The following is a 26,377-nucleotide window of genomic DNA, read 5'->3' as shown; positions in this document are numbered from 1 at the left end:
TTTATAAAGCTACGGCCTCGATCAGATCCGCTTCCGATCGGCGCAGAGAGACAAAAGAATTCCCCACGCGGATTTCAATGGGGTCGTTCAGTGGGGCGACACGCAGCAGCGTGATTTCGGCATCAGGAAAGATGCCCAGATCCATGAGCCGGCGACGCATGATGCCGCTGCCGCCCACCGTATGGATACGGCAACGTTGCCCTGCGGGCAAATGGGATAAAGTTTGCCACGGAGCATGAGCCGCGCCCTCGCACCCGGATTGGGTTGTGGAGCGGTCGTCTGCAAAACCGGCGGGCGTTTCGTCGGATCGTTCCGTCATGTAAGCCTCGTCAAAAACCAAAAACCTCCGCATTGCTGGCAATGCGGAGGTTCGCATCGGGAATCGCACTGCCTGTCCCGGCCGGAAAACGGTTGGCCGAGACGATGCTGCTTACCTTATTCCATTTTGTCGGCACGGATCCAGATAACCGCATCCTGGCTGAGTGCCTTGCCTTTGTATTCTTTTTGCGGTCCGGCGCCCAGCGCGGCAAAGCCCCAGAAACCTTCCTTGGGAATACCGAACGTAAATACGCCGTTAGCATCGGTTATGGCAACCAACGCGCCTCCCTTGGCCGAAGCTGATTTCTTGGAAGACGGACGGTTAGCCTTCACGTCAGGCGGAGCTGCGAGATATTCGATCTCGATTTCCACGCCAGCAGCCGGTTTGCCCTCCATCAGCACCTGTCCTGAAAATGTGGAGCCGACCAGTACATTGGTGGGTTTGTTGAGCGGCACAATCTCGACCGGTAAACCAACGGGTTTTTCCCAACCAGAAGGAATGCCGCCCTTATTCACATAAGACTTGGTGATTTGCTGGATGTAGGTATCCTCACTTTTTTCATAGTAAGGCGCCGGTTGCAAAACGAAGAGGTAATCTCCGTTACGGCGAATGTTAACCTCCGCCTCAAAGGCTTTGGCCCGGTTGTCTTTTCCCGCAAAGGAAATTGGTTTCAATGCCTTGGACAGATCGACCTTTTCACCTTTAAAAACGTAGAAAAACTGTTCGGGTTGTTCCATATCCATGGCATGGCCGTTCTCCATCGGATGCCAGAATATCAGTTTGACGGGAATGTTTTTCGGCTTGTCGAGATTGACTTCCGGCGTATATACCAATTGGAAATGGGCATGCGCCGCACTTGCAGACAACGCCAACAGCAAGGCTGAAGAAAGGGAGGCCAGAAATTTTTGGCTCATAACGCACTCCTAAGAAATCATTAAACCTATCGATTATTAGTTGATCTTTTCACCAGGGATAGTGATTTGATGCCCTTCACCGCCGTCGAACTGTACAGAATACTTGCCGGCTGGCTTTTTGAACGTGAACATGCTGTTTTTATCCATTTTGCCCTGCAACACGACCTTACCGCTGGCGTCCATGACATTCATCTTGACACCTGCGGCGGAAGAACCGTCCGAAAAGCCGCCTTCGCATTCCACCGTGCCGTCGCCGTTATCGCTGCAATTGCACAATGGCGTATGGGCCAGTGCCGTACCTGCCCACAAGCATCCGGCAATCAGTAAAGCAGACGTTCCCAATTTGTATGTCTTCATTGCAATTTCTCCTTTGAGTAAGGCAGGCGGCGCATTATTTTTGTGGCGTCGGTACTGCCGGTGACATCTGATAATTCCCTGAACAGGCCGCAGAGCGCCTGAAACAGACGGCAAAATAATACTCTTAGATAATGATATTTACTAGTATCAGCTGTGGGTGTTCATTGTGCGTGGATGCCAGGCGCCTCCAGCATTCCGGCATCTGGGGCGCATATATTCGGCATGGACGGAGTTTGTCCTGACGGTACGGGAGGGTCTGAATGGGCAGTCTTGTGATCGATTCATGCAACGCCAGGTTGCGACCAGACACCCTGTGCGACTAATTGCGCGCTGGCGGCTTCCGCCCAGCCGCGGTTGGCGGCCGGGTTGGCCGGGCTGGGATGCAGGATTTTACCGATGCGCAGCGGCATGCCCTGAAGCGCAGTTCTGGCGCGGGCTTCGGCAAAGCTGCCGACGCCGATGACCCACGCCGGCGCCAAGGCCGTGACGACTTTGCGTAGGTGCGCATCACAAGCAGCGTAGAGTGGCGTGGTTTCCGTGTTCGGCAACTTGTCCGGCGTCAGATTACGGCCCTGGTCGAAAAAAGCAAGCGGACAATAATTGGCGACAAAATGCTCGGCGAAAAAGGCTTCGGCCGTGCCGAAACGAGTACGGAACAGCCCCCATAAGCGGTGGCCGCTGACCTCGGCGCGCCGGCAGGTAAACCCTTCGATCGGGCGCTTGGGGTTCTCGCGCTGTGGTTTGCCGACGGGGGCGTCGATGCCCAGCCAGTCACGCACGGCGGCGATTTCTCCAAAAGGTACGCCGCATTGCACCATGCCGAAAGGGCCGGGATTCATGCCGAGAAAGATGGCCTGCTTGGTTCCGTTACCAAAACGGCGCAGGTAAGTTTCGTGCGGCGCCCAGGCGTAATCGAGCGGGTTGTAGACATGTGAGACGGGGGGCGAGAAAGTGAGCCGGCCGACGTCGGCCGAGAGCGTTTGTGCCGCCGCAATCAGACGTGCGGCAATCGAAATGCTATCCATGACGAGAATCTTGTGCGGTGCCCGCCGATGAATTTTGCGAAAGCGTGATGAGCGGTACTTTCATCCGCCAGGTCATGACGACGCCGGGCAGTGCGATGACTACTGAAAACAGATAGAACGCCTGCCAGCCGATGCTTTCCGTCAAAACACCGGCGACCGGGCTGACATAGATACGCCCAACAGCGGCCAGTGCGGAGAGCAGGGCATAGTGGGTGGCAGTGAAGCGGCTGTTGCACAGCGCCATCAACAGGGCGACCAGCGCCACCGTGCCCATGCCGCCGGTGATGTTCTCAACGGCGATGACGGTGAGCAGCAGAAAGTCAAGGGAAGCGCTTTCGCGCAGTGAAACGAAGACCCAATCGAACGGCGGTACGGCAACGCTGCCCCAGGCGCCCTTGCCGAGTACGGCAATCAGATAAAAGCCGAAGTTCGAGACCAATTGCAGAATACCGAACAGGAGCAGCGCTCGATAAAGGCGCAGGCGCAGCATCAGCGCGCCGCCGACGATCGCGCCAAAAATCGTCAGCCAGATGCCGATGATCTTGTTGGCGATGCCGACCTCGGCTTGCGAGAACGCCAGCCCTTTAATCAGAAAGGCCGTCGTAAGGCTGCCGGCAAAGGCATCTCCCAGCTTGTAGAGAACGATCAGCAGCAGAAACGAGGCGGCGCCTGGCTGTGCGAAATAACTGGACAATGAGGCGTTGAGCGTTTCAAAGCGCGCCAGGCGGGCGAACCACCAGGCCAGCGGCAACGCGGCGGCGATCTCGGCCAGAACGAAAAGTAACTGAATCCAGTGATTGCCGCTGCCCGGATCGAATCCGAGTAAAGATAGCAGGCCGCGGGCCAGATAGTAGCCGGAAAAGACGCCGACTAGCATTGCCGCGAATCCGGCGATTTCCCTGACAGGGCTGGAGGCCAGCGGTTTCGATTCGCTGCGCACCGGCGGCAATAAAAACAGCGAGAGCGCGGCGGAGATGCCCATGATCGTTCCCATCAGTGCATAGACGCGCGGCCAGGACGACCACTGGTCGGCCCAGATCAGCGCGATGCCGCCGGAAACGATCATCGCCAGGCGATAGCCAAAAACGTGCAGTGAAGCGCCGAGGCCGTGTTCAGCCTTGTCGTTGAGCGCATCGGCACGGTAGGCATCGACGACGATATCCTGCGAAGCCGAGAGAAACGCGAGCAGTACGGCCCATTGGGCAAAAAGCGTCGGCTGCCGGCTGGGCGAGAGGCCGGACATGATCAATAACGTCAGCGCCAGGCCGCCCTGCGTGAGCGCCAGCCAGCCGCGCCGCCGACCAAGCCAGGGCGGCTCGAAGCGATCCATCAGCGGCGCCCAGAGAAACTTGAAGGTGTAGGGGGCGCCGATGAGACCAAAGAAGCCGATCGTTGCGATATCGACGCCGTCAACAGCCAGCCAGGCCTGTAAGGCCTGACCGGTCAGCGCCAGCGGCAACCCGGAAGCGAAACCGAGGAAAAGCACCGCCGCCAGACGATGGCTTCGACCCAGGAAATGCATCGGACTATGCCCGGCCGAGCCGGTAAAAAGCCAGGCTGCCGTTCAGGTTCGGATCGTCGATGACGGGCTGGCCGTTGTCATCAAAGGCGCGGCGTTCGCGGATTTCGATATCCAGCCGGCTGCACAGCGCCTCAAAATCGGCAATCGTGAAGAAGCGGACGTTCGGCGTGTCGTACCATTCATAAGGCAGATCCTCGGATACTGGCACGTGGCCGCGGACAATGGCCTCGCGGTTAATCCGATAGGCAAAATTCGGAAAACTGACCACGGCCTCACGCGCCACGCGCAGCATTTCGTTCAGGATGCGCTCGGTTTCCAGCATGGTCTGCAGGGCCTGCGAAATGATGGCGTGATCGAATGATTGGTCTTCAAAACTGGACAGTCCCTGGTCGATATTCATCTGAATGACGTCGATGCCGTTGCGGATGCAGGCCAGCACCTTATCGGGGGCGATTTCGACGCCGTAGCCGCTGATTTTGCGCGTCTCGCGCAGGTAGCGCAGCAGGTTGCCATCGCCGCAGCCGAGGTCAAGCACACGCTCGCCGGCGGGAATCCAGTCGGCAATGACGGCAAAATCGAAGCGTTCGCGTTCGTGCTTGCTAAGTTGGTTGAGATTCATACCGCAATATTCTCCAGGTACGCGCGCAGCACGGCGTGATAATGCGCATCGTTGAGCAGGAAGGAATCATGCCCGGCGACGCAGTCGATTTCCGCATACGCCACACGGCGCCGGTTCTTGAGCAACGCAAAGACGATTTCGCGCGAACGTGCGGGCGAGAAGCGCCAGTCGGTCGAAAAGCTGACGACGAGGAAATCCGCACGCACGCGCACCAATGCAGCCGCCAGATCACCGCCGTAGGCATAGGCCGGGTCAAAATAATCGAGCGTCTTGGTCGTCATCAGGTAAGTGTTGGCGTCGAAAAAACCCGCAAATTTGTCGCCTTGATAGCGCAGATAGGATTCGATTTCGAAGTCGACATCATAATTGTAGGTATGCTGGTCATAGCGCATCTGGCGGCCGAATTTCTCATTCATCTGATCGTCCGACAAATAGGTAATGTGACCGATCATGCGTGCCAGCCGCAGGCCGCGTTCCGGCACGACGCCGTATTCAGCGTAGTGGCCGTCATGGAAATCCGGGTCGGAGAGAATCGCCTGGCGGGCGATTTCGTTGAAAGCGATGTTTTGCGCCGAGAGTTTTGGCGCCGAGGCAATGGCGATAGCGTGACGGATGCGCTCGGGAAACTGCAGCGACCACTCAAGAGCCTGCATGCCGCCGAGGCTGCCACCGATGACGGCCGCCCAGGCCTCGATCCCTAGATGGTCGGCCAGGCGTGCTTGCGCGGCTACCCAGTCTTCCACCATCACCAGCGGGAAATCGGCGCCGTAGTGCTTTCCGGTTTCCGGATTACGCGAGAGCGGCCCGGTCGAACCAAAACAGCCGCCCAGATTGTTGACGCCAACAACGAAAAATTTTCGCGTGTCAAGTGGCTTGCCCGGGCCGACGAGATTGTCCCACCAGCCGAGATTTTTCGGGTTGTCGCTGGCGATACCTGCAACATGGTGGTTGCCGGAAAGTGCATGGCAGACCAGCACCGCGTTGCTGCGCGCGGCGTTGAGCGTGCCATAGGTTTCGAAAACGAGTTCGAAGCCGGGTAACTGCGCGCCGCTTTTCAGCGTCAGCGGCACATCGGAATAAAAGCGTTGCGGCGCTACGACGCCGACGGAATTATCTGCAATCATCGTATGCGTATCGTGCATGTTGTACAGAGCGTACCAAAATAAATAACGCCCAACCGGCTTGGCAATGTCCGGAAGAAGCCGGACAAACACCTGATAAGCGGGCTGGGCGAATACGCTTTAGCCGAATTTATCGAGCGCCCGCAAGCTGATCCTCAAATCGGCGCTGGCTGGAAAATTAATGGCGCCGCGGGAAAATGTCAAGAAACCGTCGATGCGTATAAGACTCGCTGAGTGTTGCCGGGTTCCGGCAGCTTGGATATTAGATATGCACGCCAGAACAAAGCGGATGCTTCAGAATTGTGAATAATCGAAATACGCAGAAAAGAGTTAAGTCATCTAAACACGCCGTGCCAGGCGATGCCGATCGTGTGTGTGGGAATGGTATTTGACAGCACAAAGAGTTGACTTGCCAGCTAGGGAGCACGTGTTTTTATTGACTAGCCTGTTTGCCCGGGGGATAGTTCCGGACGGGATCAGTATTCTTAAATAGCAGACAGGGAGGTCGGTTATGAATGAGATCCTTGGCGGTATTTGCTATGCCCAATCCGGCGCCAGATCAGACCATGCTGACTGGCAATCTCTACAAAGCCACGAGTACAAAGTCGGCGAGATGGCGGCTGCCTTTGCTGCTGCCTTCGGTGCGGAACAAATTGCCCGCTACACCGGGCAGCTGCATGACCTTGGTAAATACACACCGGAATTCAATGCGCGTTTACACGGCGGTCCGCGTGTTGATCATGCTACTGCTGGTGCAAAAATCGCCTTTGAACGCTGGGGAAAAATCGCCATCGGCAAACTGATGGCATTTTGCATTGCGGGGCACCATGCCGGATTAGCAAATGGAAACGGTGAAGGTGATAACCGCCGCACGTTAAAGCAGCGTTTGGCTTTGCAATTCGGCGCAGATATTCCCGCTCTCGATAACCTGTGGCAACAAGAAATCAAGCTCCCCAAAAACCTGTCTGCACCGCCACTTAAAGCCGATGCGCATCATCCTTTTTTCTCCTACGCCTTCTTCACCCACATGTTCTATTCCTTCCTAGTGGATGCCCATTACTTTGATACTGAAATGTTTGTATAAGACTGGAAAACAAGTCGATTATGTGTAAAAGCTATCAAAACTATTTTGTATAGTGCTGTTGCATCTGTTTTTAGGATGTTGGTAATTATTGGAATAGTAAATCTTGGAGAGATATCTTGAATACTAACTACATCGCTCATATCCGTAAAACAGACAAACAGCCGCAACTCCTGCAAACCCATCTAACGGAAACGGCTGCTATTGCCAAAGCTTTAGCAAGCAAGCTAGGTTTGGGGCCGGTAGGTGAACTCCTTGGTTTAATGCATGACTTTGGCAAATATTCCCAAGATTTCCAAGACTATATCAAAAGCGTATCCGGTATTAATCCCGATACGGACGATTATGTTTTGCCCAATGGTAAAAAAATCGACCACTCTACCGCTGGTGCACAATGGGTTTACCGCGAATTGAGAAAATTCGGTGCGGCGCAGGGCATTGGCGAATTGTTTGGGCAAATACTGGGTTTGTGCATTGCATCGCACCACGGCGAAGGCTTGATTGACTGTTTGGACAATGTAGGCAACGCCGTATGGAAAAAGCGGTTTGAAAAGGTTGATGCACTGACGCATTTGGAGGAATGCAAGCAATATGCCGATAAAGCTGTTCTGCAAAAAGCACATGAATTGGCAGGGGGAAATCTGGTTCGCGGCCTGCGGAATGCGGTGGAGCCGATTCTTTCCGACTCAACGACCAACAGCAAAATCAAAGAATTTTATCTCGGCTGTCTGACCCGTTTCCTGTTTAGCTGCCTGATTGATGCCGACCGTATTAATAGTTCGGATTTTGAACGGGAAGCGCAAAAAGAAGCCCGCCGTTTGACCGAAAAACCAGATTGGCAACCGGCGATTGATAAATTGGAGACGCATTTGGCGGGCTTTGAAAACCGTTATCCTATTGACGAAATCCGCCGCAAAATTTCAGACGAATGCTTAAAAAGAGCGGTTGATTCTCAAGGCATTTATACACTCACAGTGCCGACCGGCGGCGGTAAAACATTGGCTAGTCTGCGCTACGCTTTACATCATGCGAAAAAGCACAATCTCGACCGCATTATCTACATCATTCCCTATACTTCCATCATCGACCAAAACGCGGAAGAAGTTCGTAAAATTTATTGTTTAGATTTGAAAGAAGATGACAATGGTGAATTTCATTCATGTAGAGAATGTTCAGAATGTGAGAAGTGGGTGCTCGAACACCATTCCAATTTAGAACCTGAAAAACAAAGCTGGCAGGACAAACTGCTGTCCGAAAACTGGGATAAGCCTATTGTGTTTACCACAATGGTGCAGTTCTTGGATGCCTGGTTTGGCGGCGGTACGCGCGGCGCACGCCATATCCACCCGATGACAAATAGCGTCTTGATTTTTGACGAAATCCAAACCCTGCCCGTGAAATGCGTGCATTTGTTTTGCAATGTGCTGAACTGGTTGACAGCATTCGGAAAAAGCACGGCGGTTTTGTGCACGGCGACGCAGCCTTTGCTTGGCGAATCGGGTTTGCGGAATTTCCCAGAAGGAAAAAGGGAAAGCATTGCCACACACGGTTTGTTAAGGCTACCTGAAAACGCCGAAATCATGGGCAAGCATCAGGATTTGGACAAATTATTTGCCGATTTATCGCGCGTGGAAATCCGATTCAACGAAAAAGCAGGCGGCTGGAATGTGGAAGAAGCAGGCGTGTTTTTGCTGGAACAGTTTCAGACGACCCCAAGCTGCCTATTTATCGTCAATACCAAAAAATGGGCGCAAGAGCTTTATCAATATTGCCAAAGGCAGAACGTGCCGCCCGAGGCCTTGTTTCATTTAAGTACCAACCAATGCGCGGCGCACCGCAAAGCGATTTTTGACACCATCAAAGCTCGTCTGGAAAACAAACAATCCGTTATCTGCATCAGCACCCAGTTGATTGAAGCCGGTGTGGATATTTCCATGGCTTGCGTGATTCGTGCCTTAGGCGGATTGGACAGCATTGCCCAAGCAGCAGGACGCTGCAACCGGCACGGCGAGAAAGAAGGCAAAGGGCCGGTTTGGGTGTTGAATTTGCAAGAGCAAGATTTTTCGCGGATATTGCCCGATATTCAGGCAGGCAAAACCCATGCCGAACGCGTGTTTTGCGATTTTGCCGGACAGGATATTTTGCAGCCAGAAGCGATGAAGCGATATTTTGAATACTATTTTTACCAGCGCAGCGATGAAATGTCGTATTCCGTCAAAAACAGCGCAACGGGTTCACTGCTGGATTGGTTGAGCGATAACGCGCTGAATCCTTATGGCGAAAAAAACAATAAAAGAAGCAAACCGTTGCCGTTGCTGATGCAATCCTTCAAAAGTGCAGGACGTGCCTTTCAAGCCATTGAGGCACCAACTCGTGCTGTGATTGTGCCGTATGGCGAAGGAGTGGAATTGATTGCCAAACTCTGTGGCGCATGGAATCCGAAAGAGATGTACCGCGCTTTGCAAAAGGCTCAGCGTTACAGCGTGAATGTTTTCCCAAAAGTTTGGGAACAATTACAAGATGAAGATGCGATTTATGAAACTATTAAAGGTTCGGGCATTTATTATCTAGATGAATGTCATTACAACAATGAATTCGGCTTGTCTTTAGATAAGACAAGCGAAATGACTTGCTATATATCTTAAGGAGCAATATGGACAGCAAAATCAGTTTCCGCGTATGGGGGCGGCAAGCCTTGTTTACCGACCCCGTTACCAAAATCGGCGGCGAAAAATTCAGCTACCAAGTGCCGACATACGAAGCCATTAAAGGTATCATTAAAAGCATCTATTGGAAACCTACGTTGATTTGGCATATCGACCGCATCCGCGTGATGAAACCCATCCGGACCCAAAGCAAATCCACTAAACCTCTGGACTGGAACGGCGGCAACACTTTGGCGATTTACACCTTTTTGCAGGACGTGGAATACCAAGTGGAAGCCCATTTTGAATGGAATGAGCATTGGGAAGAATTGGCAGGCGACCGCAATTTCGGCAAACACATCGCCATTGCCAGAAGAATGTTGGAACGCGGTGGGCGGCAGGATATTTTTCTCGGCACGCGCGATTGCCAAGGCTATGTCGAGCCTTGCGAGTTTGGCAGCCCAAGTCGAGATGGAAAAGCAGGCTTTTACGATGAAATCGACAACTTGGATTTCGGTTTAATGTTCCATAGTTTTGGCTATCCCGAAGAAACAGGAAAGCCCGAATTGGTCAGCCGTTTTTGGATGGCAAATATGAAAAACGGCGTGATTGAATTTCCCAGTGTAAACGAAAGTGCAGGCTGCCTGAAAACCCGGTTTATCCGCAAAATGCAGCCTGAAAAACCGTTCAAACGCGGCGAAAACGTCAAGCCTGTGGAAGATGAAGCCAAGGAGCTGGGATTATGAGCTGGATGCAGAAACTTTATCGGACTTATGAAAGCATTTTGGAACAGGGTGTTACCGATGATACTGAGCCACTGACACCGGTCGGGCATACCATCCAAAACGCGCACATCGTCATCGTGATTGACGGACAAGGCAATTTTCAGACGGCACGCGTTATGCCGCCAAAAACGGCGATTCTGCTGCCTGCCACCGAGTCGTCTGAAAACCGAACCAGCGGCGAAGCCCCGCATCCACTTGCCGACAAAATTCAATATGTCGCCAGGGATTACGTCGATTACGGCGGCGAAAAGAAAGCCTATTTTGATGGCTACCTAAAACAACTCAAAGCATGGTGCGAATCGCCTTTTGCCCATCCTAAAGTGCAGGCTGTGTTGAACTATGTTGCTAAGGGGCGGGTAGTTGCCGATTTGGTGGAAGCTGGCATATTTCAGCTCGATTCCGGTAACAAAGTGCTGAACAAATGGGAAGCCGAAGGCGATGCACCGTCGATTTTCTCAGCGTTGCCCAAAACCAAAGGCGAAATCGAATTCGGTTCGGCATTGGTTTGCTGGCAAGTGGAAATTGCGGGCGACGTACACAGCCAAACTTGGACGGACAAAACCATACAGCAATCTTGGGCGGATTACGCCGCTTCGGAAAAAGCCGAAAAAGGTTTTTGCTTGGTGCAGGGCGAAGAAGCCGTCATTTCCACCATGCACCCCGCCAAACTGCGCCACACGGGCGACAAAGCCAAGCTGATTTCTTCCAACGATACGGCGGGCTACACCTTTCGCGGACGTTTTGCCACCGCCGAAGAAGCCGCCAGCGTATCGGCAGACGTGTCCGCCAAGGCGCACAGCGCGCTGCGTTGGTTGATTTCCCGCCAAGGCATCCGAAACGGCGACCAAGTTACCGTCGCATGGGCAATCAGCGGCAAACCCGTTCCGTCGCCGATGAAAGACATTTCCAGCGAAATTGATTGGGATAATCTGGATCTAAGTGCGGTTGAAAATCCCGATGAATTTTCATCGCAAGCATCGTCTGAACAGCCATCCCTTGATTGGTCTATAAATATCGGGCGTGCTGCTGCGCAAATCATCAAAAAGAAACTGCATGGCTATCAGGCAGAATTGAAAGCCCACGAACAAATTTCCCTGATTATGCTCGATTCTGCCACGCCAGGGCGTATGGCACTGACCTATTACCAAGAATTTCTGCCTACTGACTATTTCGCCAATTTAGACGCGTGGATTGACGATTTCTCTTGGTATCAGCGTTACAGCATTGAAATTCCAAACGGCAAGAAAATCGACAAGCGCACCCAATGGCGCTTCATTCCGCCGTCGCCTTACAGCATTGCCGATGCCGTGTACGGCAAATCCCTATCCGACACGCTCAAAAAACAACTTTACGCCCGCCTTCTGCCTGTTATCGCAGGCGGAACATCCGTGCCGATTCCTGGAGATTTGGTGCGTCAAAGTTTTCAGGCAGCCTGCAATCCTAATGGCTGCGAAAACTGGGAATGGCAAAGAAATATCGGCGTTGCCTGTGCCCTATACAAAGGCTGGCGCGCTCGTCATCACGATTTATCACAACGGAGAACTTACCCTATGAGTTTGGATACCCAGAACCGCTCGCGCGATTACTTATACGGCAGATTGCTTGCCGTTGCCGAAAACACCGAATCCTACGCCTTGTATTTGGCGGGCGAAAAACGCGCCACCACCGCCGAACGCTATATGCAGCGTTTCGCTGAACATCCGTTTGCCACATGGCGCAATATTGAGCTGGCGTTGAAACCCTATCAAGAACGCCTGCGCAATAACGGCAAAGATACCGGCGCACAGGCAATCAGCGAAATTATGGAATTATTTGCCATCGATGATTTCACCTGCGACGACAAATTAAGCGGCGAATTTCTCTTGGGCTACCACTGCCAAAAAATGGAAATCGCTCGCCGTATTGCCGAGCTTTCCGCCAACAAATCCAAAACCCACGAATAACCCATTTAAAGGAAAACTAAGATGAGCTTAACCAAAAAAATCGACTTTGCCTTAATCCTGAAAGTTACCAATGCCAATCCTAACGGCGACCCCTTAAACGGCAACCGCCCGCGTGCCGATTTCCAAGGCTTTGGCGAAATGACCGACGTATGCCTGAAACGTAAAATCCGCGACCGCCTGCAAGACAGTGGCGAGAGCATTTTTGTGCAATCGGACGAAAAGAAAACCGACGGCATGACCAGCCTGGCCAACCGTGCCAAAGACAAAGATGTCGGCTTGGGGGCGGATGCTTTTAATGCCAAAAAAGCCAACAAAGACGACACCGCCAAAAAAGCCTGCGAAAAATGGCTGGATGTACGCAGCTTCGGACAGGTCTTCGCATTCAGCGGCGACGGCAGCAGCGGCATTTCCATCGCCGTGCGTGGACCCGTTACCATTCAATCCGCATTCAGTGTCGAGCCGATTAACATCACCAGCACACAAATCACCAAAAGCGTCAGCGGCGAAGGCGACGGCACGAAAAAATCTTCCGACACCATGGGCATGAAACACCGCGTCGATCACGGCGTGTACGTTGCCTTCGGCGCGATGTCGCCGCAGCTTGCCGAGCGCACCGGCTTTTCAGACGACGATGCCGAGAAAATCAAAGCCGTACTCACCAAACTCTTTGAAGGCGACGCATCATCCGCCCGCCCAGAAGGCAGTATGCAGGTGCTGAAACTTATCTGGTGGGAACATAACAGCAAAGCAGGGCAATATTCTTCCGCCAAAGTACACGGCAGCTTGAAAGTGAATGCCGACAGTAACTATGAACTGGAAAACCTTGATGGTTTAACTCCGCAGGAAATCGACGGCTTCTAAAAATATTCAAAAAAATACTCATAAATCACTTATGTGATTTATTCGCTCCTTAGGAGCCGTTGGCGTAGCCAACGTTCAAAAAACGGAGTTTTTTGTGACCGCACTTTCAACCGAAAGCCAAGGGGAAAATCAGGACACGCGCCTGATCCCCCTTTCCGCTCTGCAACACTTCGCCTTCTGTCCGCGCCAATGCGCCTTGATTCACAACGAGCAGGCGTGGGCGGAGAACTATTTGACCGCGCAGGGCAAGGCGCTGCATGAGCGGGTGGATTCGGGCGAGCCGGAAACGCGCAAGGGCGTGCGCTTTGAGCGGGCGGTGCATGTGTCGGCGGAAAAGTTGGGTATCAGTGGCGTGCTGGATTTGGTGGAAGTGGAAACGAAAACAGGTCGTCTGAAACCCGTGGAATACAAACGCGGCAAGCCCAAACCCGACCCGATGGACGAAATTCAACTCTGCGCCGAAGGCTTGTGCTTGGAAGAAATGACGGGGCAAACCGTCTCTGAGGGCGCGCTGTGGTATATGCAAACCCGCCACCGCGTCCCCATCACGTTTTCAGACGACCTGCGCGCCCAAACACTCGCTACCATCGCCGCCGTACGCGAACTCCTAAACAGCGGTCAAACTCCGCCACCCGACTACGGCAAACGCTGCAAAGCCTGCTCGCTGGTGGAGATTTGCCAGCCGGAGTTGCTGGGAAAACGGGATAGGAGTGTGGGGTATGTGGCAGGATTTTATACAATAAATAATTAAGGAACTTTACAGATGGCTTGAGATGGCTTATTATGGACTCCTGTAAATCTTGCAACAGGAGAAAATAAAGAATGGCTAATCGAAACAAACATAGCTGGAAAATTCGTCTAGAAAAGAAAGGTGATGATGAGCTTTTATTTTGTGTTAAGGGTTTAAGGCAGATTATTCACCTTCCAAGGTTGGCAATCTTGACGTTTGTCTATTGGGTATATGAACATCTCCGTATACTTTTTTGAATCCAAAAGATATATTAATGATTAAGTTTAGTATTTTTCTTTTTAAAGGAGGTGGTATCTAGGAATATAATTTTATGAATTCAGGTATTTTATATCTGTGTGTTGAAACCTTAATTATTTCTTGTTTGATTTTGATTGAGTGGTACTGCCTCTTTTTAGGGGCGGTACTTACTTTTATTTGGTCTATGTGGCAAGAGTAGCAACTGTATTTTTGCCCGATGGGGTGAAAAATACAGTTGCTACCTGCTGTTTTCAGGCAGTCTGCACGATCTGCGTGAGTCGGATTCAAGACTCCGACCTACCGTTTTTCAGGTAGCCCTCCCCTATTAAACGCCCCAAAACTGCGTTCAAACCCAAGGAATTTCCCCATGCGCAAACTGCAAAACACGCTCTATATCACCACCCAAGGCAGTTATCTGCATAAGGAGCGGGAAACGCTGGTGGTGGAGCTGGAGCGCAAGAAGGTGGCGCAGTTGCCGGTGCATTCCATCGGGCATATTTTCTGTTTTGGGAATGTGCTGGTGTCGCCGTTTTTGCTGGGTTTTTGCGGCGAAAATAATGTGAATTTGGCGTTTTTTACCGAAAACGGGCGTTATTTGGGGCGGCTTCAGGGACGGCAGAGCGGCAATGTGCTGCTGAGACGGGCGCAGTATCGGGTGTCGGAGCAAAATCCCGTGCCGATTGCGCGCAATATCATTGCGGCAAAGATTCAGGCGGGTAAGCGAGTGCTTCAGCGGCAGATTCGCAATTACGGCGAGAATGCAGCGATTCAAAGTGCGGTCGATGCTTTGAACATTTCGCTGCGGCTGTTGAAGGGTGCGGCGGAGCTGGACGTGGTGCGCGGCATTGAAGGCGATGCGGCGGCACGTTATTTCGGCGTGTTCGGGCAGCTTTTGAGCGAAAAAAGCGGCTTTTCTTTTGACGGGCGCAACCGTCGTCCGCCCAGAGACGGGGTGAATGCGCTGCTGTCGTTTGTGTACAGTCTGTTGGGCAAGGACATCAGCGGTGCACTGCAAGGCGTGGGGCTTGACCCGCAGGTGGGCTTTCTGCATGCCGACCGACCGGGGCGTGATAGTTTGGCACAGGATATTTTGGAAGAATTCCGTGCGTGGTGGGCGGACAGGTTGGTGCTATCGCTGATTAACCGCGGGCAAATCAAACCGCAGGATTTTGTTACCGAGGCAAGCGGCGCGGTGAGCTTGAAAGCCGATGCGCGCAAGCTCGTGTTTCAGTCTTTGCAAGCGAAGAAGCAAGAGAAAATTGTGCATCCATTTTTGGGTGAAGAAGTGGAAATCGGTTTGCTGCCGTATATTCAGACAATGCTGTTGGCGCGCCATTTGCGTGGGGATTTGGCGGAATATCCGCCATTTTTGATGAGATAGTGCGTATTTTCTAAACAAGTCTTTGTAATTAAACCGTCTGAAGAGTATTTGAAGGGATAAGGAAGGATTTAACGGTGTTAAATCATTATTTTGTTTTAGCTTGTAGAAAATGATGTTTTATATCAGAAACTTCTAGGTCTTTAAGAAGGCCATTTTTCGATATAAGATGGAAAGCTCAGAAAATATAAATAGCACGGCAAAACGCAGCAACGTTATTACGGAAAAATCAATGCATTTACTATATTTGAAGAAATGCTGATGAGAACGATATGTTAATGCTGATTACTTATGATATTTCGCTTGAAGACAGGGAAGGACAGGCAAGGCTGCGGCGCGTTGCCAAATTGTGTCTGGATTACGGCGTGCGTGTGCAATATTCCGTATTCGAATGCGACATTGCGCCCGATCAGTGGGTGAAGCTGAAAGCTGGTTTGCTCGATATTTTCAAGCCCGAGACGGACAGCCTGCGCTTTTATCATCTGGGCAGCAAATGGCGGGGCAAGGTGGAGCATCACGGTGCGAAACCGGCAATGGATATATTCAAGGATTCATTGGTTATTTAGCTTCGCTGACCGCTGGTTCTCGTAAAAATGCGGGCAGGTTAGCGAACGCTGTGGGTTCTTTCACAATTGGGTTATTTATATGGTTTGTATGGCGTAAATGCGGGCGCTATACTAACCAGACTCTTTGCCATTGAAACAGGTTAGCGAAAAGTAGATGGTATCTATTTGATTTTTCGTGAGTTTTTAGGCACGGAGCAGCCGCCTTCGGGCGGCTGTGTGTTGAAACTATAATCACGGCGTTTTTTACAGGAAAAAGCCACACGCAGCCGCCTTCGGGCGGCTGTGTGTTGAAACTGCCGAGGCGCGCGGTAACCGATTCGGGGATCGTGCAGCCGCCTTCGGGCGGCTGTGTGTTGAAACACGACGACCTAACGCCATGGCTGCCGTACATCCAGGGCAGCCGCCTTCGGGCGGCTGTGTGTTGAAACTGGCCTCAGGCTTGCGGCTGCGCAGCACCAGGGCATGCAGCCGCCTTCGGGCGGCTGTGTGTTGAAACTGTAAATCACGCGATAGTAGATATGATCCGGGGCGGCAGCCGCCTTCGGGCGGCTGTGTGTTGAAACTTAAAAACCGCTGCCGCTGCGGCCAGCCCGGCGCCGCAGCCGCCTTCGGGCGGCTGTGTGTTGAAACGGGGAGTAGGCGCGATGCCGGCACCGGCGTCGGCGGCAGCCGCCTTCGGGCGGCTGTGTGTTGAAACTGCCGAGGCGCGCGGTGACCGATTCGGGGATCGGCAGCCGCCTTCGGGCGGCTGTGTGTTGAAACTTTTTGACCAGTTCATAATATGAGTTGAACGCCGCGCAGCCGCCTTCGGGCGGCTGTGTGTTGAAACCCGAAAACTTTGTCGAGAACAAGGTCGTTAAAATGCAGCCGCCTTCGGGCGGCTGTGTGTTGAAACGGATCATTGGCATCTTGCATCGGAAAATAGATTTGCAGCCGCCTTCGGGCGGCTGTGTGTTGAAACGGTCTTGTTTACGGAGACGGCATGCTGCGGCTTGTGCAGCCGCCTTCGGGCGGCTGTGTGTTGAAACCATCAGGACGACGCGGTGATGGTGCAGGCGGTGGCGCAGCCGCCTTCGGGCGGCTGTGTGTTGAAACTAAGAAGACCATCCACCAGAATTGCCATCTCAGCGCAGCCGCCTTCGGGCGGCTGTGTGTTGAAACTGCAAGTAAGCATTCGGTCGCCCGGAGTGTGAGCGCGCAGCCGCCTTCGGGCGGCTGTGTGTTGAAACACCAAGAAGTTGTCATTGACGCCGCGCGCGCCGGGCAGCCGCCTTCGGGCGGCTGTGTGTTGAAACAAGTGGTTACGAATTAGACCTGTCGGATTGCCGGGCAGCCGCCTTCGGGCGGCTGTGTGTTGAAACGTTGGCTGAATGATATTACGGCCAGCCAGGCTGAGCAGCCGCCTTCGGGCGGCTGTGTGTTGAAACTCGGTTTGTACTGTAATAGTCGGAAGTTCCTTGTAGGCAGCCGCCTTCGGGCGGCTGTGTGTTGAAACGTTGCCGGTAAGGGTCACGAAAAAATCTCGATTGAGAGCAGCCGCCTTCGGGCGGCTGTGTGTTGAAACCACTTAAAAACTAATATGCCGCCCGGCTCCAGTAGCAGCCGCCTTCGGGCGGCTGTGTGTTGAAACTCCGTGCCCAGCCTGCCGTTGATCAGGCCATCGAGCAGCCGCCTTCGGGCGGCTGTGTGTTGAAACTCTCAGGCCGAGTTTGCCCTGTTTATTGAGGACAAGCAGCCGCCTTCGGGCGGCTGTGTGTTGAAACGACCTATATGCGCTTGATAGCGGCAGTGTGGAGGCAGCCGCCTTCGGGCGGCTGTGTGTTGAAACCTGATGGTTTTGTAGATTAATCATCGTAATGAGGCAGCCGCCTTCGGGCGGCTGTGTGTTGAAACTAAATTTTTGCAGCCAAGCAACGGTCAACCAGTGCAGCCGCCTTCGGGCGGCTGTGTGTTGAAACGATATTGCTCAGGCGTGCCACGAGCGCATCCGCCAGGCAGCCGCCTTCGGGCGGCTGTGTGTTGAAACGCGCTATGGCCGATATTGTCGCCCCGCATTTTGGGCAGCCGCCTTCGGGCGGCTGTGTGTTGAAACCACTGGATGGGTTGCCGCCAGTTTTGCGCGGACGCAGCCGCCTTCGGGCGGCTGTGTGTTGAAACCTGCAGGTCGAAAAAGCGCCATTCCGACACGTCGGCAGCCGCCTTCGGGCGGCTGTGTGTTGAAACGTAGCGCACCGCCACATTCGGACGCGCAGATGCTGGCAGCCGCCTTCGGGCGGCTGTGTGTTGAAACGGAACTGCAACCACTGCGCCGCCAATCAACCTCGCAGCCGCCTTCGGGCGGCTGTGTGTTGAAACAAGCAATGGGGGATGTGGGCGCCAGCAGAAGCCGCAGCCGCCTTCGGGCGGCTGTGTGTTGAAACTCCGGATGCCGAACTGCTGCCGGACATCAGCCTGCGCAGCCGCCTTCGGGCGGCTGTGTGTTGAAACATGCAACCGCGCCGCCTCATCGCGGATTTTTTCGGCAGCCGCCTTCGGGCGGCTGTGTGTTGAAACAGCCAGAACGCCGTCGAGAATTTGCGGCTCTTCCGGCAGCCGCCTTCGGGCGGCTGTGTGTTGAAACGCTGATGCCGAACAGGTATTCGCCGGCCCAACGGTGGCAGCCGCCTTCGGGCGGCTGTGTGTTGAAACCGCGAGTATTCCGCAACTAACTCTGGGAGTTGCTGCAGCCGCCTTCGGGCGGCTGTGTGTTGAAACCCGAACTCATCGCCTGCCTGATCATTGGCATCACGCAGCCGCCTTCGGGCGGCTGTGTGTTGAAACGATGTGACCGAGCCATGCGACTGGGTTGAAGCGTGCAGCCGCCTTCGGGCGGCTGTGTGTTGAAACGCTTCAGGGTAGCGTCTGCCAGCGGGCGCTTGCGTGCAGCCGCCTTCGGGCGGCTGTGTGTTGAAACTACATGGACCCACCCTACTGGCAGACGGAAGGCGCAGCCGCCTTCGGGCGGCTGTGTGTTGAAACTCCGGTTAGTATCCATTCGGCATTAACGCCAAGGGCAGCCGCCTTCGGGCGGCTGTGTGTTGAAACTGGCGGCTCGTCCAGATACCGCCGCAAAAGCGGGGCAGCCGCCTTCGGGCGGCTGTGTGTTGAAACCCACACATGGCAAGCAGCGGGAATGCCGCCCCATCCGGCAGCCGCCTTCGGGCGGCTGTGTGTTGAAACTTTGGTTTCTGCTGTCAGGAAAAACCTTCCGGCTGCAGCCGCCTTCGGGCGGCTGTGTGTTGAAACCCTTATGATTTAACGCTGCCCCGCCGCCCATGCCTGCAGCCGCCTTCGGGCGGCTGTGTGTTGAAACAAGTGGCCGGGCGGCCCAGGAGACCTCAGCCCCCGCAGCCGCCTTCGGGCGGCTGTGTGTTGAAACGGTGACGCCTCTCGCGGGGATCCACGAGAGGACGCGGCAGCCGCCTTCGGGCGGCTGTGTGTTGAAACGTCGATGAGCGCTATGCATTCCTGCAGGTCGAAAGCAGCCGCCTTCGGGCGGCTGTGTGTTGAAACTCATCAATAGTCAGCGCGCCGTCGGCCACGTCCCGCAGCCGCCTTCGGGCGGCTGTGTGTTGAAACAGGTCGCGATCCGCCGCGCTTTCCCTGGCCTTGGCCGCAGCCGCCTTCGGGCGGCTGTGTGTTGAAACTTTACGTCCCGCCGCACGCTGATCGCCAGCCGATGCAGCCGCCTTCGGGCGGCTGTGTGTTGAAACTTCCGATTTCGGCGTGATGAATCGTCTCTTGAAGGGCAGCCGCCTTCGGGCGGCTGTGTGTTGAAACTTTTATAACATCGCCAAAACAATAACAAACGGAAGCAGCCGCCTTCGGGCGGCTGTGTGTTGAAACTGTTATAGAATTCGACCGAGATGATATTGTGCGCAGGCAGCCGCCTTCGGGCGGCTGTGTGTTGAAACTACGTCTCGGCGAACTGCTACTAAGTCGAGCAAAAGCAGCCGCCTTCGGGCGGCTGTGTGTTGAAACCTTACCCAAACCTCACAGCGATTGCAAAAAATGAGCAGCCGCCTTCGGGCGGCTGTGTGTTGAAACTGTAATATTGCAGCCATGCAAACACCTCAAACCTTGCAGCCGCCTTCGGGCGGCTGTGTGTTGAAACATTGAGCATTGCCGAGCTTACATTGGAATTCGTCGCAGCCGCCTTCGGGCGGCTGTGTGTTGAAACTTCTACTCCGGAAATAACACCCGATGTCATGCCTTGCAGCCGCCTTCGGGCGGCTGTGTGTTGAAACTACGTCATTCATGGCATATCCTCTGTCATAAACACGCAGCCGCCTTCGGGCGGCTGTGTGTTGAAACGACTTTCCACAGTCGGCCGAGGGAACGCCGCAGATGCAGCCGCCTTCGGGCGGCTGTGTGTTGAAACACGGCAAGGCGATGAAACAGCCGCATTACGCAGGCAGCCGCCTTCGGGCGGCTGTGTGTTGAAACTTGGCTGACGTAGCCGCGCTCAAGGTGACGTTCGAGCAGCCGCCTTCGGGCGGCTGTGTGTTGAAACCTGTGTTGCGCTGACGGGCAGGCCCAGCGCAGCAAGGCAGCCGCCTTCGGGCGGCTGTGTGTTGAAACCAGCGATTTGCGAAGCGCGTGCTGGCGGCGCACGCAGCCGCCTTCGGGCGGCTGTGTGTTGAAACGACCAGATCGGCACGTTTGAGCGTATCAATATGGCAGCCGCCTTCGGGCGGCTGTGTGTTGAAACAGCACGGGGTAGCCGTTGGTTTTGCCATTCGGCCGCAGCCGCCTTCGGGCGGCTGTGTGTTGAAACTCCCTCTGCGTGAGCCACTCGTCCACCTTACCCAAGGCAGCCGCCTTCGGGCGGCTGTGTGTTGAAACAAAAATTGTGGCGGGTACTTGCTCTTCACGTGCGGGCAGCCGCCTTCGGGCGGCTGTGTGTTGAAACAAAAATTGTGGCGGGTACTTGCTCTTCACGTGCGGGCAGCCGCCTTCGGGCGGCTGTGTGTTGAAACGAAAGGAAACGTCATGAAAACCAAGCAAGCCAAAGGCAGCCGCCTTCGGGCGGCTGTGTGTTGAAACTCCGCGGGGTCGGCACGCCCCGGTTTGCGTCCGGCGGGCAGCCGCCTTCGGGCGGCTGTGTGTTGAAACTCGTGCGGCCAGCGCTACGGCCAGCATTTTGCTGGGCAGCCGCCTTCGGGCGGCTGTGTGTTGAAACATACAATGGTCGTTGTGGTAAACGGCTTGCTTAGCAGCCGCCTTCGGGCGGCTGTGTGTTGAAACCCGTCTGCGCAAATGGTATCGGCGTGTCGCCGGCGCAGCCGCCTTCGGGCGGCTGTGTGTTGAAACATTTAAGGCGTAGTGCCTGCACAAATGAATGTGTGCAGCCGCCTTCGGGCGGCTGTGTGTTGAAACATGCCGCTGGTCGAAGCGCATCGCAGCGGCAGTCGCAGCCGCCTTCGGGCGGCTGTGTGTTGAAACCTCATGCCCGTATACGGAAAAAACGGCGAGGGCAAGCAGCCGCCTTCGGGCGGCTGTGTGTTGAAACGGACATGATCGTGTTCGTCAATTCGGCGCTGGGGTGCAGCCGCCTTCGGGCGGCTGTGTGTTGAAACTCCGGCCATCGCCACCGAAAACGGCACGCTGGCCAGCAGCCGCCTTCGGGCGGCTGTGTGTTGAAACCCCTTGCCCGGCAGTGCCTTGATATACCCCGCCAGCAGCCGCCTTCGGGCGGCTGTGTGTTGAAACCCGAAAAACTGGATTAGCCACGATCCGGCTGTCGCAGCCGCCTTCGGGCGGCTGTGTGTTGAAACGTCGCGTCCAGTCAAAGGGCGCAAGAAAACCCGTAGCAGCCGCCTTCGGGCGGCTGTGTGTTGAAACTCCAGAAAGGGCGGTTCGCCGTTGGCATAATCAAAGCAGCCGCCTTCGGGCGGCTGTGTGTTGAAACAAAACAACGTTGAATTCCTGCGCCGCCACAGGGCGCAGCCGCCTTCGGGCGGCTGTGTGTTGAAACCCGCCGAGGAACAGGGACTTGATCGATACGCCAGCGGGCAGCCGCCTTCGGGCGGCTGTGTGTTGAAACAGCACGATGGCCAGCAAAAGATTACGAAGTGAGCGGCAGCCGCCTTCGGGCGGCTGTGTGTTGAAACATATGTGGACGGAGCGGGTCGTGTTCGAGTTGGGCAGCCGCCTTCGGGCGGCTGTGTGTTGAAACATCAAGCAGAATGGGTTCGACCCGGCGCGTGACGCAGCCGCCTTCGGGCGGCTGTGTGTTGAAACAACACGGCCGTTAATGCGGCCATTGAATCAGTAGGCAGCCGCCTTCGGGCGGCTGTGTGTTGAAACTGCAAGAAGACGGAAAGATGAGAATTTGCACGGAAGGCAGCCGCCTTCGGGCGGCTGTGTGTTGAAACCGGCCTGGGCAAGCTAGGCGCAGTGGGGGCGGCCGGCAGCCGCCTTCGGGCGGCTGTGTGTTGAAACTTCGAGGCGCCGTACCGTGAGATCGCCCAGGCGCGCAGCCGCCTTCGGGCGGCTGTGTGTTGAAACAGTTCGTGTGTGTGGAATCCGGCAAAAACGCGGCGGGCAGCCGCCTTCGGGCGGCTGTGTGTTGAAACATGCCCAAAGGTGTGAAAGAGGCACCCGAGGAAGGCAGCCGCCTTCGGGCGGCTGTGTGTTGAAACCGGCGGTTGGTAGGACATTGAGCCGACAAAGGGAGGCAGCCGCCTTCGGGCGGCTGTGTGTTGAAACTAGTCCTGGCGCCGTTTATTATCTTCGGGTTGGCGCAGCCGCCTTCGGGCGGCTGTGTGTTGAAACCAATCAACAAAGAACGTACCTTCCGCGACTATAGCAGCCGCCTTCGGGCGGCTGTGTGTTGAAACCATGAACGGGTTGCCCCCGCGTTCCTGCACCCAGGCAGCCGCCTTCGGGCGGCTGTGTGTTGAAACTGCCAATGCTGCACCTACCGCCGCGCGGATATCTGCAGCCGCCTTCGGGCGGCTGTGTGTTGAAACGGTTGTTGTTGCCACCGCTCTGAAGTTATTGCCTGGCAGCCGCCTTCGGGCGGCTGTGTGTTGAAACGATCCGTGGCCGGGTTTTTTTTACGCGGCAGACGATGCAGCCGCCTTAGGGCGGCTGTGTGTTGAAACATCGTCCGCTTCCGGCGCATCTTCTTCCTTGGCTTGCAGCCGCCTTCGGACGGCTGTGTGTTGAAACATGAGCAATGCTGCTGACCGGCCGTATCTGCAGTAGCAGCCGCCTTCGGGCGGCTGTGTGTTGAAACTGCTCGTTGGTGAGCGAGCGCCGGTGCATGTTCTGCAGCCGCCTTCGGGCGGCTGTGTGTTGAAACTTACGAGGCTAACCGCAAGCTCGCAGCCGACATGCGCAGCCGCCTTCGGGCGGCTGTGTGTTGAAACTTCGACAGCGTCGGATAATTCCGCGATGATTTTTGCAGCCGCCTTCGGGCGGCTGTGTGTTGAAACTCTTAATTCCTTGATGTAGGTGCGGCTGCCATCATGCAGCCGCCTTCGGGCGGCTGTGTGTTGAAACGTGCTTGCGGCGGTGCTGCGCAAGCTCGACGTGCGCAGCCGCCTTCGGGCGGCTGTGTGTTGAAACTGTTTGTCAAGTCTTTTTATTGTTTTTAGCGTTTGCAGCCGCCTTCGGGCGGCTGTGTGTTGAAACCGTAGGCGGCGGACGATAGTCATGCTGGCACATGGCAGCCGCCTTCGGGCGGCTGTGTGTTGAAACATGAGCAAGCCCTGCGCTGTCCGATGTCGGTCTAGCCCGCATTTCTCACAGATAGAAGGTGCATCGCGGCCGGAGATATAAGAAAGTTTTTTTGCGAGAACGACTTAACCATATCTCTGAGGAAGCCGCGATGCCGACACAGTGTACCGTAGTCAGCCCATGCGCGAAGCGTATTGATGGCCGCCAGGTGGCGGTGGATTTCGACGGAGGGCAGATCAGTTCGGATGCGGGCGCGCTGTTGCTGCGCGAGGTCGATCGCACCTTGCGGCTGACCGAACGGGTGGCGGCCTGCTTCGAGGATGGGCGCGATCCGGAGCTGATCGAACACACGGTGCACACGTTGGTGATGCAACGGATCGTGGGGATCGCGCTGGGCTACGAGGACCTGAACGATCACGATCAATTGCGCCGTGACCCGGTACTGGCCACGCTGGCCGGTAAGCTCAGCGCTCGGCGCAAGGGCTGCGAGCCGCTGGCGGGCAAGTCGACCTTGAACCGGCTCGAACATGCCCCCGACACCAAGGACGGTTCGCGCTATCACAAGATCGCTCACGATCCGGCGGCCTTCGAGTCGCTGTTCGTCGCGTGCTTCATTGAGGCGCACGAGCAGGCACCTGACGAGATCATCCTCGATCTGGACGCCACCGACGACCCGCTGCACGGCCAGCAGGAAGGGCGTTTCTTCCATGGTTACTACGGCGGCTACTGCTACCTGCCGCTGTACATCTTCTGCGGCCGACATCTGCTCGCCGCCAAGCTGCGCCGGGCCAACACGGATGCCTCGGCGGGCAGCATCGATGAACTCGAACGCATCGTCACCCAGATCCGCCGCCACTGGCCGGAGGTGCGCATCGTGCTGCGTGCCGACTCGGGCTTTGCGCGCGATGCCTTGATGAGTTGGTGCGAGCAGACGCACATCGACTTCGTCTTCGGGCTGGCCAAGAACGACCGGCTCAAGGCCCAGATCGAAACCGAGATGAGCCAGGCGCAGGCCGAATGCACCCAGACCGGCAAGCCCGCACGGCGGTTTCGCGACTTCACCTACCGCACCCTTGACAGCTGGTCGTGCGCCCGGCGGGTCGTCGGCAAGGCCGAGCAGCTGCCGGGCAAGGCCAATCCGCGCTTCATCGTCACCAGCCTGGACGCTCAGCGCTGGCCGGCACGCGAACTGTACGAGGCGCTGTACTGCGCCCGAGGCGAAATGGAGAACCGCATCAAGGAGTGCCAGCTACACCTGTTCGCCGATCGCACCTCAACGGCGACGATGCGGGCCAATCAGCTGCGGCTGTGGTTCGCCTCCTTCGCCTACGTCATGCTCGAAGCGCTGCGCCGCATCGGGCTGGCTGGCACCGAACTGGCCGAGGCCACCTGCGAGAGCCTGCGCCTGAAACTGCTCAAGATCGGCGCACGGGTCAAGATCAGCGTGCGCCGCATCCATGTCAGCATGGCCAGCAGTCATCCGTTCCAGACCACCTGGCGCCTGGCCCAGGCCAGACTCGCCCCCGGCTGATCCGCCACGCCACCGTGGCCCTGCTGATCCGATCGCGCTCCCGTTCGCGCGAGGCGGTCTCATGCCCAAACAGCGCCGCTTGCCCCCTCAACGCACCTGACCGCCCGCAGAACCTCACCCGCCTGCACTCCATTGGCCGCTCGCGGGCCTGAATCCTCGCGGTCACGGCAACGCGTGAAGGAAAAAGCCGCGCCAACGGGGGCCGAACCGTGAGAGTGTGAGAAATGTGGGCTAGGGCAGCCGCCTTCGGGCGGCTGTGTGTTGAAACTTAAAAATCGCCATCGCTGCGCCCACTCCGGCGCGCAGCCGCCTTCGGGCGGCTGTGTGTTGAAACATTGGGTAATGATCGTGATGAGGATGTCTGTACGTGCAGCCGCCTTCGGGCGGCTGTGTGTTGAAACAACAACGATTCAATCGAAGTCGTTGTAAAAACGCTCGCAGCCGCCTTCGGGCGGCTGTGTGTTGAAACCGGGGGCGTGAGTATGGCACATCCCCCGGAAAAGGCAGCCGCCTTCAGGCGGCTGTGTGTTGAAACAAGGAAGACTGTTGGTACGATCAGGCCAAGGGCGTGCAGCCGCCTTCAGGCGGCTGTGTGTTGAAACGTCAGATTGCCGCAGAGATTGGCGCGGATACCGAGGCAGCCGCCTTCGGGCGGCTGTGTGTTGAAACGCGCGAATGACCGCTATTTGGGCGTTGCAACCTATCTAAATCCAGTTACGCCCGAGCTTAGAAACGTAGCGGAGGATAAAACTTTGCTGTTGACCTCTTACCCTAAAGAGGTGAGATCCGCGCGGTGCAGGTTAACGGCAGGGGTGCAAACGTAACGCCGCTGAGCGAGCGCGACTCGCTACAAAATCACCGCGCCTAAGAGCGACAAGGGCGAGTTGGTACTTAGCTACCGCACTTCAAACGATCTGAATGCCACGATGATATTTCGTAAAATTTCAAAGTCGATGTATTGGTATCCGCAGATCAATCTGAAAAATTAAAGGAGAGA

General features: G+C 55.5%; 16 protein-coding genes and 2 CRISPR repeat arrays. Of the genes, 9 read left to right on the top strand and 7 right to left on the bottom strand.

Features of this window, described 5'->3' with window-relative positions:
• Nucleotide 1: 1 nt before the first annotated feature.
• The 7 genes from ABCS64_RS11815 to metX form a co-directional block, all read right to left on the bottom strand.
• Nucleotides 2-319, bottom strand: coding sequence for a FeoA family protein (locus ABCS64_RS11815; RefSeq protein WP_418892093.1), 318 nt, complete (start codon nt 317-319; stop codon nt 2-4).
• A gap of 116 nt (nt 320-435) precedes the next feature.
• On the bottom strand, nt 436-1,233 hold the full coding sequence (locus ABCS64_RS11810; protein ID WP_418892092.1) for a DUF4198 domain-containing protein: 798 nt from the start codon (nt 1,231-1,233) through the stop codon (nt 436-438).
• Nucleotides 1,234-1,269: 36 nt separating this feature from the next.
• On the bottom strand, nt 1,270-1,590 hold the full coding sequence (locus ABCS64_RS11805) for a hypothetical protein (protein ID WP_418892091.1): 321 nt from the start codon (nt 1,588-1,590) through the stop codon (nt 1,270-1,272).
• Between the two features lie 281 nt (nt 1,591-1,871).
• The gene (locus ABCS64_RS11800; RefSeq protein WP_418892090.1) at nt 1,872-2,615 is read right to left on the bottom strand and encodes a uracil-DNA glycosylase family protein; all 744 of its coding nucleotides are present in this window, start codon (nt 2,613-2,615) and stop codon (nt 1,872-1,874) included.
• Nucleotides 2,608-4,137: an AmpG family muropeptide MFS transporter gene (locus ABCS64_RS11795; protein ID WP_418892089.1), complete on the bottom strand. Its 1,530-nt coding sequence runs from the start codon at nt 4,135-4,137 to the stop codon at nt 2,608-2,610. Before ABCS64_RS11795 ends, ABCS64_RS11800 begins: the two co-directional genes overlap by 8 nt.
• A 4-nt stretch (nt 4,138-4,141) precedes the next feature.
• Nucleotides 4,142-4,756: a methionine biosynthesis protein MetW gene (gene metW, locus ABCS64_RS11790; RefSeq protein ID WP_418892088.1), complete on the bottom strand. Its 615-nt coding sequence runs from the start codon at nt 4,754-4,756 to the stop codon at nt 4,142-4,144.
• Nucleotides 4,753-5,880 (bottom strand): homoserine O-succinyltransferase MetX, encoded by a 1,128-nt coding sequence (gene metX / locus ABCS64_RS11785; protein ID WP_418892087.1) that lies wholly within the window; start codon nt 5,878-5,880, stop codon nt 4,753-4,755. The genes metW and metX overlap by 4 nt, the downstream gene beginning before the upstream one ends.
• 508 nt (nt 5,881-6,388) lie before the next feature.
• Here metX and ABCS64_RS11780 point away from each other — a divergent pair.
• The 9 genes from ABCS64_RS11780 to ABCS64_RS11740 all read left to right on the top strand — a co-directional run bounded on the left by ABCS64_RS11780 (nt 6,389) and on the right by ABCS64_RS11740 (nt 25,380).
• On the top strand, nt 6,389-6,961 hold the full coding sequence (locus tag ABCS64_RS11780) for a CRISPR-associated endonuclease Cas3'' (RefSeq protein WP_418892086.1): 573 nt from the start codon (nt 6,389-6,391) through the stop codon (nt 6,959-6,961).
• A 116-nt stretch (nt 6,962-7,077) separates the two neighbouring features.
• Nucleotides 7,078-9,603, top strand: coding sequence for a CRISPR-associated helicase Cas3' (gene cas3 / locus ABCS64_RS11775; RefSeq protein WP_418892085.1), 2,526 nt, complete (start codon nt 7,078-7,080; stop codon nt 9,601-9,603).
• An 8-nt stretch (nt 9,604-9,611) separates the two neighbouring features.
• Nucleotides 9,612-10,349 (top strand): type I-C CRISPR-associated protein Cas5c, encoded by a 738-nt coding sequence (gene cas5c / locus ABCS64_RS11770; RefSeq protein WP_418892084.1) that lies wholly within the window; start codon nt 9,612-9,614, stop codon nt 10,347-10,349.
• On the top strand, nt 10,346-12,331 hold the full coding sequence (cas8c, locus tag ABCS64_RS11765) for a type I-C CRISPR-associated protein Cas8c/Csd1 (protein ID WP_418892083.1): 1,986 nt from the start codon (nt 10,346-10,348) through the stop codon (nt 12,329-12,331). Before cas5c ends, cas8c begins: the two co-directional genes overlap by 4 nt.
• 21 nt (nt 12,332-12,352) lie before the next feature.
• Complete coding sequence (gene cas7c, locus ABCS64_RS11760; RefSeq protein ID WP_418892082.1) at nt 12,353-13,192, top strand: type I-C CRISPR-associated protein Cas7/Csd2; 840 nt, start codon at nt 12,353-12,355, stop codon at nt 13,190-13,192.
• A 94-nt stretch (nt 13,193-13,286) separates the two neighbouring features.
• Nucleotides 13,287-13,943 carry a CRISPR-associated protein Cas4 gene (cas4, locus tag ABCS64_RS11755; RefSeq protein ID WP_418892081.1) on the top strand — a complete coding sequence of 219 codons (657 nt, stop codon included), beginning with the start codon at nt 13,287-13,289 and terminating at the stop codon, nt 13,941-13,943.
• Between the two features lie 604 nt (nt 13,944-14,547).
• Nucleotides 14,548-15,561 carry a type I-C CRISPR-associated endonuclease Cas1c gene (cas1c, locus tag ABCS64_RS11750; protein ID WP_418892080.1) on the top strand — a complete coding sequence of 338 codons (1,014 nt, stop codon included), beginning with the start codon at nt 14,548-14,550 and terminating at the stop codon, nt 15,559-15,561.
• Between the two features lie 269 nt (nt 15,562-15,830).
• Nucleotides 15,831-16,124, top strand: a complete 294-nt coding sequence (gene cas2 / locus ABCS64_RS11745; protein WP_418892079.1) for a CRISPR-associated endonuclease Cas2 — start codon at nt 15,831-15,833, stop codon at nt 16,122-16,124.
• A gap of 194 nt (nt 16,125-16,318) precedes the next feature.
• A CRISPR array of direct repeats spans nt 16,319-23,870; the repeat unit is 32 nt; unit sequence GCAGCCGCCTTCGGGCGGCTGTGTGTTGAAAC.
• Nucleotides 23,871-24,000: 130 nt separating this feature from the next.
• Nucleotides 24,001-25,380 (top strand): IS1380 family transposase, encoded by a 1,380-nt coding sequence (locus ABCS64_RS11740; RefSeq protein WP_418889980.1) that lies wholly within the window; start codon nt 24,001-24,003, stop codon nt 25,378-25,380.
• Nucleotides 25,381-25,616: 236 nt separating this feature from the next.
• A CRISPR array of direct repeats spans nt 25,617-26,049; the repeat unit is 32 nt; unit sequence GCAGCCGCCTTCGGGCGGCTGTGTGTTGAAAC.
• Between the last annotated feature and the right edge of the window lie 328 nt (nt 26,050-26,377).

This window comes from Dentiradicibacter hellwigii (genome assembly GCF_041770905.1).
In the GTDB taxonomy this organism is placed as follows: Bacteria; Pseudomonadota; Gammaproteobacteria; order Burkholderiales; family Rhodocyclaceae; genus Propionivibrio; species Propionivibrio hellwigii.
Note: the sequence above shows the minus strand (reverse complement) of the source record. Positions and strands in the feature narration are given on the sequence as shown.

What these genes read in the sequence shown, in the direction of transcription:
- ABCS64_RS11815 (WP_418892093.1), bottom strand. Translation starts at nt 319, where the DNA reads ATGACGGAACGATCCGACGAAACGCCCGCCGGTTTTGCAGACGACCGC.
- ABCS64_RS11810 (WP_418892092.1), bottom strand. Translation starts at nt 1,233, where the DNA reads ATGAGCCAAAAATTTCTGGCCTCCCTTTCTTCAGCCTTGCTGTTGGCG.
- ABCS64_RS11805 (WP_418892091.1), bottom strand. Translation starts at nt 1,590, where the DNA reads ATGAAGACATACAAATTGGGAACGTCTGCTTTACTGATTGCCGGATGC.
- ABCS64_RS11800 (WP_418892090.1), bottom strand. Translation starts at nt 2,615, where the DNA reads ATGGATAGCATTTCGATTGCCGCACGTCTGATTGCGGCGGCACAAACG.
- ABCS64_RS11795 (WP_418892089.1), bottom strand. Translation starts at nt 4,137, where the DNA reads ATGCATTTCCTGGGTCGAAGCCATCGTCTGGCGGCGGTGCTTTTCCTC.
- metW (WP_418892088.1), bottom strand. Translation starts at nt 4,756, where the DNA reads ATGAATCTCAACCAACTTAGCAAGCACGAACGCGAACGCTTCGATTTT.
- metX (WP_418892087.1), bottom strand. Translation starts at nt 5,880, where the DNA reads ATGATTGCAGATAATTCCGTCGGCGTCGTAGCGCCGCAACGCTTTTAT.
- ABCS64_RS11780 (WP_418892086.1), top strand. Translation starts at nt 6,389, where the DNA reads ATGAATGAGATCCTTGGCGGTATTTGCTATGCCCAATCCGGCGCCAGA.
- cas5c (WP_418892084.1), top strand. Translation starts at nt 9,612, where the DNA reads ATGGACAGCAAAATCAGTTTCCGCGTATGGGGGCGGCAAGCCTTGTTT.
- cas8c (WP_418892083.1), top strand. Translation starts at nt 10,346, where the DNA reads ATGAGCTGGATGCAGAAACTTTATCGGACTTATGAAAGCATTTTGGAA.
- cas7c (WP_418892082.1), top strand. Translation starts at nt 12,353, where the DNA reads ATGAGCTTAACCAAAAAAATCGACTTTGCCTTAATCCTGAAAGTTACC.
- cas1c (WP_418892080.1), top strand. Translation starts at nt 14,548, where the DNA reads ATGCGCAAACTGCAAAACACGCTCTATATCACCACCCAAGGCAGTTAT.
- cas2 (WP_418892079.1), top strand. Translation starts at nt 15,831, where the DNA reads ATGTTAATGCTGATTACTTATGATATTTCGCTTGAAGACAGGGAAGGA.
- ABCS64_RS11740 (WP_418889980.1), top strand. Translation starts at nt 24,001, where the DNA reads ATGCCGACACAGTGTACCGTAGTCAGCCCATGCGCGAAGCGTATTGAT.